Annotated in this window: 13 protein-coding genes; 9 read left to right on the top strand and 4 right to left on the bottom strand. The window is 37.9% G+C overall.

Annotated features, from left to right (window positions below):
- Positions 1-22: 22 nt before the first annotated feature.
- Genes tyrS through lptE form a run of 4 tightly spaced genes read right to left on the bottom strand, consistent with a single transcriptional unit; the run spans position 23 to position 3,930 of the window.
- A complete protein-coding gene (tyrS, locus tag N9Y32_05745) occupies positions 23-1,207 on the bottom strand; it encodes a tyrosine--tRNA ligase (GenBank protein MDB2590514.1) in 1,185 nt (394 codons plus the stop codon).
- Between the two features lie 14 nt (positions 1,208-1,221).
- Positions 1,222-2,481 (bottom strand): glutamate-5-semialdehyde dehydrogenase, encoded by a 1,260-nt coding sequence (locus N9Y32_05750; protein MDB2590515.1) that lies wholly within the window; start codon positions 2,479-2,481, stop codon positions 1,222-1,224.
- Positions 2,469-3,488: a DNA polymerase III subunit delta gene (gene holA / locus N9Y32_05755; GenBank protein MDB2590516.1), complete on the bottom strand. Its 1,020-nt coding sequence runs from the start codon at positions 3,486-3,488 to the stop codon at positions 2,469-2,471. Before holA ends, N9Y32_05750 begins: the two co-directional genes overlap by 13 nt.
- A complete protein-coding gene (lptE, locus tag N9Y32_05760) occupies positions 3,478-3,930 on the bottom strand; it encodes an LPS assembly lipoprotein LptE (protein MDB2590517.1) in 453 nt (150 codons plus the stop codon). Before lptE ends, holA begins: the two co-directional genes overlap by 11 nt.
- Positions 3,931-4,078: 148 nt before the next feature.
- Here lptE and ftsH point away from each other — a divergent pair, with 148 nt between their 5' ends.
- Genes ftsH through rsxG form a run of 9 tightly spaced genes read left to right on the top strand, consistent with a single transcriptional unit; the run spans position 4,079 to position 13,052 of the window.
- Positions 4,079-5,992 carry an ATP-dependent zinc metalloprotease FtsH gene (ftsH, locus tag N9Y32_05765; protein MDB2590518.1) on the top strand — a complete coding sequence of 638 codons (1,914 nt, stop codon included), beginning with the start codon at positions 4,079-4,081 and terminating at the stop codon, positions 5,990-5,992.
- An 18-nt stretch (positions 5,993-6,010) separates the two neighbouring features.
- Complete coding sequence (gene folP / locus N9Y32_05770) at positions 6,011-6,820, top strand: dihydropteroate synthase (protein MDB2590519.1); 810 nt, start codon at positions 6,011-6,013, stop codon at positions 6,818-6,820.
- A gap of 1 nt (position 6,821) precedes the next feature.
- Complete coding sequence (gene glmM, locus N9Y32_05775) at positions 6,822-8,147, top strand: phosphoglucosamine mutase (protein ID MDB2590520.1); 1,326 nt, start codon at positions 6,822-6,824, stop codon at positions 8,145-8,147.
- Positions 8,147-8,884: a TSUP family transporter gene (locus N9Y32_05780; GenBank protein MDB2590521.1), complete on the top strand. Its 738-nt coding sequence runs from the start codon at positions 8,147-8,149 to the stop codon at positions 8,882-8,884. Before glmM ends, N9Y32_05780 begins: the two co-directional genes overlap by 1 nt.
- 10 nt (positions 8,885-8,894) lie before the next feature.
- Complete coding sequence (gene rsxA / locus N9Y32_05785; protein MDB2590522.1) at positions 8,895-9,470, top strand: electron transport complex subunit RsxA; 576 nt, start codon at positions 8,895-8,897, stop codon at positions 9,468-9,470.
- A complete protein-coding gene (gene rsxB / locus N9Y32_05790) occupies positions 9,470-10,012 on the top strand; it encodes an electron transport complex subunit RsxB (GenBank protein ID MDB2590523.1) in 543 nt (180 codons plus the stop codon). The genes rsxA and rsxB overlap by 1 nt, the downstream gene beginning before the upstream one ends.
- On the top strand, positions 10,005-11,513 hold the full coding sequence (rsxC, locus tag N9Y32_05795) for an electron transport complex subunit RsxC (GenBank protein ID MDB2590524.1): 1,509 nt from the start codon (positions 10,005-10,007) through the stop codon (positions 11,511-11,513). The genes rsxB and rsxC overlap by 8 nt, the downstream gene beginning before the upstream one ends.
- Positions 11,506-12,453 carry an RnfABCDGE type electron transport complex subunit D gene (locus N9Y32_05800; GenBank protein MDB2590525.1) on the top strand — a complete coding sequence of 316 codons (948 nt, stop codon included), beginning with the start codon at positions 11,506-11,508 and terminating at the stop codon, positions 12,451-12,453. Before rsxC ends, N9Y32_05800 begins: the two co-directional genes overlap by 8 nt.
- Entirely contained in the window at positions 12,450-13,052 is a 603-nt protein-coding gene (rsxG, locus tag N9Y32_05805; GenBank protein MDB2590526.1) for an electron transport complex subunit RsxG, read from the top strand. Before N9Y32_05800 ends, rsxG begins: the two co-directional genes overlap by 4 nt.
- Positions 13,053-13,055 lie beyond the last annotated feature (3 nt).

Raw genomic sequence — 13,055 nt, forward strand, 5'->3', positions numbered from 1 at the left:
GAAAATGTATTATAACAGTATTTTATGTAATCGTTACTCTTGCAAACTTACGTTTGCCAACTTGATAGGTCGCTGTGCCTATTTTTGGCTCTAGATTTCTATCAATAATTTTTTCACCTTCAATTTTGGCAGCACCTTCTTTGATCATTCTAAAGGCATCAGAGGTTGAGTTGACTAGCCCAGATTCTTTGAGAAGGTTGGCAATTTTAATACCAGCATCAAAGCTAAATTCTGGCATTTCATCAGGCACTTTGTTTTTAGCAAAACGATTAATAAAATTTTGTTGCGCTTTTTTTGCAGATTCACTACTATGAAACCTTGTGATAATTTCCTCTGCTAAGCGGAATTTTATGTTTCTAGGGTTTTCACCATTCTCAATTTCAACCTTCCAAGAAGCGATCGTTTCAAGTGTCTCGAAGCTTAGTAATTCAAGGTAGCGCCACATTAGATCATCGGAAATCGACATGAGTTTTCCAAACATGTCATCTGGCGCATCATCGATACCAATGTAGTTATCAAGTGATTTCGACATTTTTTGAACGCCATCTAAACCTTCTAAAATTGGCATGGTGAGAATAACTTGTGGTTCCATGCCAGCTTGTTTTTGCAGTTCACGCCCCATCAAGAGGTTAAACTTTTGATCTGTGCCACCGAGCTCAATATCTGACTCTAATGCAACGGAATCATAGCCTTGTATTAAAGGATATAGAAACTCATGGATAGAAATACTCTTGCCAGATTTATAACGCTTGGAAAAATCATCACGTTCTAGCATTCTTGCCACTGTTTGTTGAGAAGCGAGCTGAATCATTTGTGCAGAACTCATTTTTCCCATCCACTCAGAGTTAAATACGACAGTGGTTTTTTCCTTGTCGAGAATTTTAAAAACCTGATCTTGATAAGTTTGAGAATTTTCAATAACCTGTTCTTGGGTGAGTGGCGGTCGAGTGGCACTTTTACCAGTAGGATCTCCAATCATGCCGGTGAAATCGCCAATTAAGAACAATATATCATGACCTAGATCTTGTAATTGTTTTAGTTTATTGATGAGAACTGTGTGCCCCAGATGAAGATCTGGTGCTGTTGGATCAAAGCCTGCCTTAATGCGCAAAGGCTTATTTTTTGTAAGTTTTTTCTTTAATTCGTCGAGTGGCAATATTTCATCAGTGCCACGCTCAAAAACAGCTAATGTATTTTCTGTATTCATTTTTTAAATTAGGTTTATTGTCTAATGTGACCGTCACCAAGGACGATGTATTTTTGCGAAGTTAGACCTTCAAGGCCAACTGGGCCACGAACGTGAAACTTATCAGTACTGATACCGATTTCAGCACCAAAGCCGTATTCAAAACCATCAGCAAAAGCTGTTGAAGCGTTAATCATGACGGATGCAGAATCAACCTCGGTAATAAAACGACGACCTGAGGTGTAATTTTCTGTAATGATAGATTCTGTATGACCTGAACCATGCTTCTCGATGTGATCAATAGCATCAGACATGGAGTTAACAATACGAATAGAAAGAATGGCATCTAAATACTCTGTATCCCAATCCTCAGTAGTTGCTGCGGTAATTTGCTTTGAAAATTCCATTGTACGTTCACAACCTCTAAGCTCAACACCCTTGAGAGCATATTCTGCAATAAGTTCTGGTAATACTTTGCCAGCAGCTGATGCATGGACTAGCAGTGTCTCCATAGCATTGCAAACTCCATAACGGCGAGTTTTGGCGTTAAAAGCAATTTTTATGGCTTTATCGGCATCTGCATCTTTATCAATATAGGTATGGCAAATACCATGAAGATGTTTGATGACTGGCACTGTAGCGCTTTCGCTAATAGCCTCGACTAAGCCTTTTCCGCCTCGTGGAATGATAGCATCAATATATTCAGACGCTTGAGTCAATGCATTCACTGCTGCACGGTCTGTTGTGTCAATCAATTGGACACAATGCTCATCTAAATTAGCATTAGCTAGACCTTGTTTAATACATTGATAAAGTGCCAGGTTAGAGTGAATGGCTTCTGATCCGCCGCGTAAAATAACACCATTACCAGATTTTAAACAAAGAGCAGCTGCATCAATAGTGACGTTTGGACGGGATTCATAAATAATACCCATAACACCTAAAGGCACTCGCATCTTTCCAACTTGGATGCCACTTGGGCGAAATTTTAAATCAGTGATCTCTCCTACTGGATCAGCCAATGCTGCAACCTGGCTAAGACTTTCAATAATTCCATCAATACGCTTGTCGTCGAGTATGAGCCTGTCAAGCAAAGCATCATCTAGTTGATTGTTTTTTCCTTCATTGACATCAAGCTGATTAGCCTTAAGAATATTCTTTCTATTTAAATTAATTTGCTCGGCAATATTTATAAGCGCACTATTTTTTGATTTAGTAGTCGCTTTACGTAAAGCTTTAGAGGCAATTCGTGCATTTGAACCTAGCGTGGTAATTAAGTTTTCTATTGAGCCCATTGATTTTTTCCAGCCAAATTTAATAAAAGAGTGTGAAGTTCATTCACTACATTGAGATTATCCATGCCTTTGATGGAGCGGTCAATACGTCCTAGTGATAATAATAGTTTTTGGAGACGCTGATATGGATGACGTTTTAATATATTGGTAATAATAGGCTTTCTTTTATTCCAAATACGGTGAGTTTGTAAAATAGAGTTAATGTCACTACCTTGGTGTATCTCAATTGACATGTTGATGATAGATTTCATTTCTCGATAAAGTGAGCTACTTAATTGGATCGGCATAGCGCTATTATTAAGTAATGTACTATAAATTTTATTTACCTGAATGGCATTGCCAAGTAAGGCTGCATCAATGAGCCCATAAATGGTATATTGAGATTGCTCTTGCGCCTGCGTGAGAAATTCTTGTGTATTTATTTGACCATCTGGATAAGTGATTTTTAGTTTTTGAATTTCCTGCATTGAAGCTAATAAGTTGCCTTCAGTAAAAAATGCAATACTTTGCGCCACTTCCTTGTTAGCTTCTAGCCCAATACTGGCCATATGATTACTGATCCAGCCAACTAAATGATCACTGGTTACTTCCCAGTGTTGTACGACACCACCAAATTGCTCAAGGGTTTTAAACCATTTACTTTTTTGCTGTGCCATATCGAGTTTTCCAGTAGAAATAACCAGCAGAATATCGCTCGGAATGTTGCTAGCCAATTCAGTTAAAGCTTTTGAGCCTTTAACACCAATTTTACCTGTTTTGAGTTTGCACTCAATAATGCGCTTAGGTGAGAATAAAGAGGTGTTGGCAATTTCAGCAGTGATAAGGCCCCAATCAAAATTACCATCGATTTCAAAGCTGGCTTTTTCGTCAAAGCCAGCTTTTTTCGCAGATGACAAGATGGCATCTAGGCTTTGTTCAATTAATAAAAACTCTGCACCAAAAACAAAGTAGAGCGACTCAAGCTTATTAGATAGTTGGGAATTAAGCGATTCTGGCTTAATTCGCATTGAGTTTTGAAAGTCTTCTAATTAATTTCTTGATCAGTGTATTTCGTAATTGGGTATATGACTCTTCAATCTGCAGTCTGTCTGCTTGTGATGAAGTAATTTTGCTCAAATGTAGGCTGGCTTTTAAATTCTGAGCTAGCAGAAGCTTTTGATTAGCGTTATAAACTTTAACAGGAACACTTAAATTCAATGTATAGCTATTGACAACATTGCCAGATGTATAAGAAGAGGTTTGTTGCTTTTGTACTTCTGGGCCTATCTGGATCGTCAGATTTTGATTTGCATTTTGGTTAAATCTTGTTTGCAGTTCACTGGCAAATACGTTAGATTTTTCACTAATAATAGATGCGTTTAATGGAGTATTTTTAATAGGCGTGTGAAAACCACAAGAACTTAATAAGGCAGTTGTAATAATAAGAACTGATAAATTGATTTTTGACATGGGAATAAGTGATTGACTTTATAGATGAATAATTATGACAGAATTTAATTTTTTTTGTTGAAGAACCTTGAAAAAACGCCAACAACCCATATTTAAATTATCGATAGGGTATATTTAACTTTCTTTTTTTATAATTTTAGTTTTCGTCATGTTTAAAAATTTATTGTTGTGGTTAGTTTTAGGTAGTGTTCTTACTTCGATTTTTAGTCAATTTGAAGCAAATGAGCAGAAAAGTGAAGTCACTTACTCTCAGTTTATTCAAAGTGTTAAACAAGGAGATGTTTCCGAAGTTACTATAGCTGGTAGTAATATTTCTGGAGTAGGCGCTGGCGGCAACCAATTTTCTACTTACTCACCTGGTGATTTAGGCCTGATGGGAGATTTGCTTGATAATGGCGTTAATGTAGTCGCTAAGCCACCTGAAAAAGATGGGTTTTTCAAGCAGTTGATTATTTCATTAGCTCCTATTCTATTGTTAATTGCAGTTATTCTTTACACTATGAAAGGAGCTGGCGGTGCTATGGGCGGTAAAAACCCAATGAGCTTCGGTAAATCTAAAGCGCGTTTAATTCCAAAAGACGAATCTAATACTACGTTTAAAGATGTAGCAGGTGTAGAAGAGGCTAAAGAGGATGTAGCAGAGTTGGTTGATTTCTTGTCTAATCCAGGAAAATTTACTAAAGTAGGCGGTAAAATTCCTAAAGGTGTTTTACTAATTGGCCCTCCTGGAACAGGTAAAACTCTTCTGGCTAAAGCTATTGCAGGCGAAGCAGACGTACCATTCTTCTTTATTTCTGGTTCTGACTTTGTTGAAATGTTTGTTGGTGTGGGCGCATCACGTGTACGTGATATGTTTGAACAAGCTAAGAAAAGTGCACCCTGTATTATTTTTATTGATGAAATCGATGCTGTTGGTCGTCAGCGTGGAGCTGGTATGGGCGGTGGTCATGATGAGCGTGAGCAAACATTAAACCAGATGCTTGTGGAAATGGATGGCTTTGAAGGTTCAGAAGGTATTATTGTTATTGCGGCAACTAACCGCCCTGATGTTCTTGATCCAGCGTTATTGCGCCCTGGACGATTTGATCGTCAAGTTATGGTAGGTTTGCCAGATATTAATGGCCGTGATGCAATTTTAAAAGTGCATATGCGTAAGCTTCCAATTGCTAAAAATGTAAAGTCTGCTAATATCGCTAAGGGCACCCCTGGTTTTTCAGGCGCAGATCTGGCTAATTTATGTAATGAAGCTGCTCTTATTGCTGCAGGTAAGAATAAAGAATTAGTGGGAATGCAAGAGTTTGAAAAAGCTAAAGATAAGCTTATGATGGGTGCTGAGCGTAAATCTATGGCAATGGATGAGGCTGAAAAAGAAATGACCGCTTATCATGAGGCGGGTCATGCGATTGTTGGACGTCTAGTGCCAGAACACGACCCAGTTTATAAAGTGAGTATCATTCCTAGAGGTAGAGCATTGGGTGTAACTATGTTCCTACCAGAAAAGGATAGCTATAGTATTTCTAGGCGCAAGTTGAATTCACAAGTAGCCTCTTTATTTGGTGGACGAATTGCCGAAGAATTAATTTATGGTAAAGATTCCGTTACTACTGGTGCCAGTAATGATATTGAGCGTGCGACAGAAATTGCACATAAGATGGTTAAGCAATGGGGCATGTCAGATAAACTTGGTCCAATGGCTTATGGTGAAGATGATGGTGAAGTATTCTTAGGTAAGCAAGTTACCAAGCATAAGCATATCTCAGAAGACACTTTTAAAGTGATTGATAATGAGATTCGTGCTATTATTGATAATAATTATGCGATTGCTACTAAAATTTTAGAAGATAACAAAGATATTCTGATTGAAATGACTAAGGCGCTAATGGAGTTTGAGACCATTGATAAAGATCAAATCGATGATCTTATGGAACGTAAGCCAATTCGTGAAGCAGCAGTCGTTATTGATTCGGATATCGTTTCTACTGAATTAGGTTCTGGCATTGAGCCGGATGATACAAATGATTCTGAAGAGAAACCTCTTGATGGTAACCTTAAAATCGTATAAGTATAGTTTTTAGTCATTATGGCTATTCAAAAAACTCAAACTTTAATCATGGGCATACTCAATGTAACGCCTGATTCTTTTTTTGATGGCGGCAAATACGTTGATTCTAAGGATGCAATTGCTAATGCTTTAGATCTGATCGAACAAGGTGCAGATATTATCGATATTGGTGGTGAGTCAACGCGCCCTGGTGCAAAATCAGTGAGTGAAGCTGATGAAATCGAGCGTGTCATACCTGTTATTAAGGCGCTATCATCTAAAACTAAAACACTTATCTCAATTGACACCTCAAAGCCCCAAGTGATGAAACTAGCGGTAGAGGCAGGCGCAAGTCTGATCAATGATGTCAATGCTTTGCAGGCTAATGGTGCCTTACAGATGGCTGCCTCTTTAAATGTTGATGTATGTCTTATGCATAGACAGGGCTTACCTAGAACTATGCAAGAGAATCCAATATATGGCAATGTTGTCGAAGATATCAAGCAATTTTTTGACCAAAGGATTGAGGCCTGTGAGCATGCAGGTATTAAAGCAGATAAGATTATTTTAGATCCTGGTTTTGGCTTTGGCAAAACACTAGCGCACAACTTAGAAATTCTACGTCGATTTGATGAATTTAAAAATCTAAGGTGTAGGCTTTTAGCAGGACTCTCTAGAAAATCTATGATTGGTGCTATACTGAATGACAGAGATGTAAAAGGTCGTGCTATTGGTAGTGTAGCAGGCGCTATAATAGCAGTTCAAAATGGTGCTGACATTGTGCGAGTGCATGATGTTTTAGCAACAAAAGATGCACTATTGACATTACAAGCGGTAAATGGAGAGTAAATTGGCAAATTATTTTGGAACAGATGGTATAAGAGGTGAGGTTGGTATAGAGCCTATTACTGCAGATTTCTTTTTAAAACTTGGTTGGGCTGTAGGTTCAGTCTTATCTGAAAAAGGTAAATCAAGTGTTGTTATTGGTAAAGATACGCGCGTATCAGGCTATTTATTTGAATCAGCGTTAGAGGCTGGATTTTTATCAGCCGGCGTCGATGTGGGTTTATTGGGTCCAATGCCTACTCCTGCTATTGCCTATTTAACGCAAACTTATAATGCAACTGCAGGTGTGGTTATTAGTGCCTCACATAATCATTTTCAAGATAATGGCGTTAAATTTTTCTCTGACAAAGGTCTTAAATTAAGTTGCGAAGATCAAATCAAAATTGAGAAAAAATTAGCCGAACCTATGAAGAGTGTCAGCTCTGATAAGATCGGAAAGGCCCACAGACATGAGCAACCATTAGGTCGTTATATTGAATTTTGTAAATCAACGTTTGATCGAAACATTAGTTTGGCTGGGCTTAATATCGTGATCGATTGCGCTAATGGTGCTACTTATCATATCGCTGAAGATGTTTTTTCAGAATTAGGTGCGAACATTACAGTTATTAATAATACGCCAGATGGTTTTAATATAAACAAAGATTGTGGCGCAACCAATACCAGGCATTTACAAACAGTTGTCCTTGAGGCTAATGCTGATTTAGGCATTGCATTTGATGGTGATGGTGATCGCTTGATGATGGTTGACCATAAAGGCGAACAGATTGATGGTGATGAGTTGGTATTTATTGTTGCAAAGGCTTGGCAGGCACAAAATAGACTGACTAATAATACTATAGTCGGCACAAAAATGACTAATTTAGGAATGCGCCATGGTTTAAGAGACCTGAATATTGATTTTATTGAAGCAGATGTGGGCGATCGTTATGTCATGGAAAAAATGAAAGAGCATGGCGCTGTTTTAGGTGGTGAAGGCTCTGGACATATGATTTGTTTAGATAAAACTACATCCGGTGACGGCATTGTATCTGCAATACAGGTATTAGAGGTCTTGGTTAAGAGCGGCTCTAATCTTAATCAGTTAAAAAATGAAATGGTTAAATATCCTCAAGTATTAATCAATGTTAGAACTAATAAGTCAATTGATTTAGATAGTCATCAAGTGCTAAATAAAACTATTTTGGAGGTTGAGAAATCATTAGGTGATGAGGGTAGGGTGTTAATTCGTGCATCAGGCACTGAGCCTCTTATCCGTGTCATGGTAGAGGCAAAAGATATGAAGCTTACCCAGCAAATTGCAGAAAAGTTGGCCGATACACTCCGTTAATGGTCTTTGACTCTACCAGTCTTGTGCTGGTTGGTTTAATTTTCCTATGGGCAGGATTTGTTCGAACTGGTTTAGGCTTTGGTGGGGCGGCGCTTGGGTTGCCACTCATGTTATTAATTGGCGGTAGTCCAGTCTATTGGCTGCCAATTATCGGTATACATCTTCTATTTTTTTCCTCTCTCACCTTATTTAAATCTATTAAAAAAGTAGATTGGCGTTATTTAAAGCACTCATTATTATGGATTATTCCACCGACTTTAGTGGGTGTGGCAGGATTAATTAGCTTGCCTGACAAAGTGATAATTGTCTTTATTTATTCCATCACTATTTTTTATGCAATTACTTGGATTTTTAATCAAAAAATTAGCTCGCATAAATCTTGGGCGGATAAGTTATTGTTGGTCCTTGGAGGTTATGTTGCAGGTACTTCACTAACTGGTGCACCATTAATCGTAGCAGTATTTATGCGCCATGTTGCTAAAGAATATCTACGCAATACATTGTTTGTACTTTGGTTTATATTGGTAAGCATTAAGATGGTCGCTTTTATGGTTGTAGGTGTTATGATTGACTGGGAGTTTTCTCTTGCTTTAATTCCGATAGCAGCCATTGGACATGTGATTGGCATCAAGGCCCATCAAAAAATTATTGAAAATGATCAGGTCTTTAAAAAATGGGTAGGCAGTATGCTTTTACTAATTAGTTCATTCGGGTTATTGAAAGTAATTTTGAGTTAAAATCAGTCATATGAATGAATATGTTTTAATTTTAGTTAGCACAATCCTGGTTAATAATTTCGTCTTAGTGAAATTCTTAGGATTATGCCCATTCATGGGTGTTTCAAAAAAAGTTGAAACAGCTATTGGAATGGGCTTTGCAACAACTTTTGTGCTAACGTTGGCCAGCGTCTCTAGTTATCTAATTAACACTTATATTTTATTACCATTCGATATGGAGTATTTAAGAACCATTGCCTTTATTGTTACTATTGCTGGTGTCGTTGGCTTTACGGAATTAGTGGTTAATAAAACATCACCTGTCTTGCATCAATCTCTTGGTGTATTTTTGCCATTAATTACAACAAACTGTGCAGTTTTAGGTGTAGCACTTTTGAATGTAAACCAAGACCATGGATTTATAGCATCAGCTGTTTATGGCTTTGGTGCGGCCATTGGTTTTTCTTTTATTTTGGTGTTGTTTTCAGCCATTCGCGAACGTATTGATACAGCTGACGTGCCTGCTGCTTTTAAAGGTGCGCCCATTGCATTGATTACAGCAGGCTTAATGTCTATGGCATTTATGGGTTTTATTGGATTAGCTTAGTGATAGAATCGGTTGTTATTTTTTCTGGCTTGACACTCATCCTAGGGTTAATCTTAGGTTATGCTGCTATTCGTTTTAAGGTTAAAGGGAATCCCTTAGTCGATCAAATTGACGCTATCTTGCCTCAAACTCAATGTGGCCAGTGTGATTTTGCAGGTTGTCGCCCTTATGCTGAGGCTTTGGCTAAAGGCGAGGCACAAATTAATCAATGCCCGCCTGGTGGACAAGAGGGTGCTGATGCATTGGCTGAACTACTAAATGTAGAAACTTTAGCGCTGAATGAGGAGCATGGAGAATCTAAACCTAGACATGTTGTCTATGTAGATGAAAAGTTATGTATTGGCTGCACCTTATGTATTCAGGCTTGCCCTGTAGATGCATTTGTTGGTGCTTCAAAAGTAATGACAACAGTGATCGAAGAGGAATGTACAGGTTGTGATTTATGTATTCCAGTTTGCCCAGTCGACTGTATATATGTTAGAGAAATTAATCCAACTTTATTAACTTTTGTGCCAACAATTCCTGGAGAGGCCCATGTCTAGTCAATCATATTCAGGTGGTGTAGTGATTGCTAATCCTTATCCAGTTGATCAGATAAAGATTATTAACTCGCCTTTACCTGATAAAGTCGTACTTCCTCTTCAGCAAAGAATTGGTGAAGAGGCTAAGCCTTGTGTTGAAGTAGGCGATAGAGTATTGACAGGACAAGTTATTGCGCAAACAGAAGATCAGTTTTGTGTCCCTATTCATGCCTCTATTTCGGGCATTATTACAGCAATTGATAAACAAGCCATTCCTCACAAATCAGGCTTGAAATCTACTTGCATTAGCATTGAGTCTGATGGCCAGGATGAGTGGATTAAAAACCAAGGTTGCGGCAGCGACTTCCTACATTGTGACAAACAAACAATAATTGATTATATTCAGCATTCAGGCATTGTTGGCCTAGGTGGTGCTGGATTTCCATCACATGCTAAGCTTAATAAAGCGATTGATTGTCATACTTTAATTATTAATGGCACAGAATGCGAGCCGGGCGTGATGTGTGATGAAGCCTTAATGCAGCACCATCCTAGAGAGGTGATTCGTGGTATAGAAATTTTATTGCATATTACCGGTGCTCAAAAAGCTATTATTGCCATTGAAAACGATAAGCAAGAAGCTTATCAGTCTTTATTAATGTCTAATCATAATGATAGAATTAGCTTTGCCCAACTACCAGCTAAATACACTTCTGGCGCTGAAAAACTATTAATTAAGGCGTTGTTAGGCGTTGAAATTCCATCAGGTGGATTTGCATCAGATAAAGGCATCTTATGTCAAAATGTTTCAAGTGTTAAAGCGATTTTTGATGCAGTTATTGATCAACGACCTTTGGTCTCTCGCATAGTTACCATTACCGGAGATGCACTAACCCCGATTAACGTTGAAGTTAGATTAGGCACTTCTTTTGAACAGGTTATCAGCTTAACGGATGTCAATAATCAAGCGCATGATTACCGTATGGGCGGCATGATGATGGGGGTTGATATTGAAACAACTCAAATGCCAATTTGCAAGATCACTAATTGTATTTTTATTAATAATAAAACATTAAAGCAGCCCGCAAAAGAATGTATTCGTTGTAATACTTGTAATACTGTTTGCCCGATTGGATTATTACCTCAGCAACTTTATTGGCATGCCAAAAGTGAAAATATTGAAAAATGCACAGATTATCATCTATCGGATTGTATTGAGTGTGCCTGTTGCTCTTATGTTTGCCCTAGTAATATTGATTTAGTAAGTTATTTTTCATTTGCTAAAGCGCTGGATAAAAAACAAATAGCTGATCAAGAAAGAATCGATATTGCTAGAGATCGGTTTGAGTTTAGAGAGTATAGATTGGATCGAAATAAAGAAGAGCGCTCACAAATGATGGCTGAGAAAAAACAAGCGCTGAAAGAAAAAATGGCCAAAGACAAAGAACAAGGCTTAGAACAAACAGATAAAATTGCCCAAGCGATGGCTCGCGTTAAAAAAAACAAGGAAGATAATGCATAGTACTGGACTCAATACCAATCAAATCATGCGACAAGTCATTTATGCCTTAGTGTTAGGCGTGAGTGCATCTTATATATTTTTTGGGTGGGGTATTATTATTCAAATACTGCTTGGCGTTTTTTCGGCATTAGTTATCGAGGCGGCTTTTTTAGTAATACGAGGTCGTCCAGCATTAGAGTCTATTAATGATGGGTCAGCAGTTTTAACAGCAGTTCTATTGGCTATTTCTATTCCATCAATTGCACCATGGTGGATTATTGTAGTGGGTGTTGCTTTCGCTATTATTTTTGGTAAGCAATTATATGGCGGCCTAGGCAGTAACCCATTTAATCCTGCTATGCTAGGATATGCTTTTTTACTAATTTCATACCCTTTACAAATGACCACTTGGCCTGTTGATTTTTCAGCATTTAGTCAGGCTATTAATGTTATCTTTAATGCATTGAGTTTTGATGGCTTATCCGGCGCAACAAGATTAGATGAGGTAAAAACGGGGCTATCTTTGGGTAATAATCTAGCAACAATGCAGGTACACTCTACTTCACAGGCCTGGATTAATGCTGGATTTTTAGTAGGTGGTATTTATTTATTGGCACGCAAAGTTATCTTTTGGCATATTCCAGTGGCTTTTTTATCAGGCATTGTAGTAATGGCCTTGCTGGTTTTAATTTTTGATTCACAAACACATCTTCCAGTTCAAAATCATTTAATGCTAGGTGGTACCATGTTGGGTGCTTTCTTTATTGCAACTGATCCAGTTTCAGCTAGTACAACCCCTAAAGGACGATTGATTTATGGCTTTTTGATTGGCGTACTAATTGTTGTTATTAGAAACTATGGCGGATATCCAGATGGCGTTGCATTTGCTGTTTTATTAATAAATATGATGGTGCCATTAATCGATCATTACACTCAACCTAAGGTGTTCGGCAGATCATGATTAAGGCAATTTTAAAATCTGGTATGCTACTTTTGATCTTTACTATGGTTAGTGTTTTATTCGTCAGCTTGACGCAAGACACCACCCAGGAAAAGATTCAATATAATGAAGAGCAGTTACTCATCAAACGCTTAGCTGAACTGGTGTCTAATTATGATAATGATATTTTGAAAGAAAAATATGATCAAATGTTGATGCTACATGGTATTAACCAAAAAATTGGTATCTATCCTGCAAAGCGAAATGGGCAAACTTTTGCTTACTTGGTAGAGCATACTTATCCAAATGGATACAATGGCAGTATTCGCCTATTAACAGGAGTTTCTGTTGACGAAACACTACTTGGTGTTCGTGTAGTAGCCCACAAAGAAACACCCGGACTGGGGGATAAAATTGAAACAAGAAAGTCTGACTGGATTAAGCAATTTGCTGGATTATCTTTATCAAGCCCCACTCAAGATAATTGGAAAGTAAAGCGTGATGGTGGTGTATTTGAAGCATTCACGGGTGCTACAATTACGCCTAGAGCTATTGTAAGCGCTAGTTATCAGGTGTTAGAATTATTTAACAAAAAAGCCTTTTTATTCCAAGCTAAATAAATT

The sequence above is a fragment of the Candidatus Thioglobus sp. genome, from assembly GCA_028228555.1.
In the GTDB taxonomy this organism is placed as follows: Bacteria; Pseudomonadota; Gammaproteobacteria; order PS1; family Pseudothioglobaceae; genus Thioglobus_A.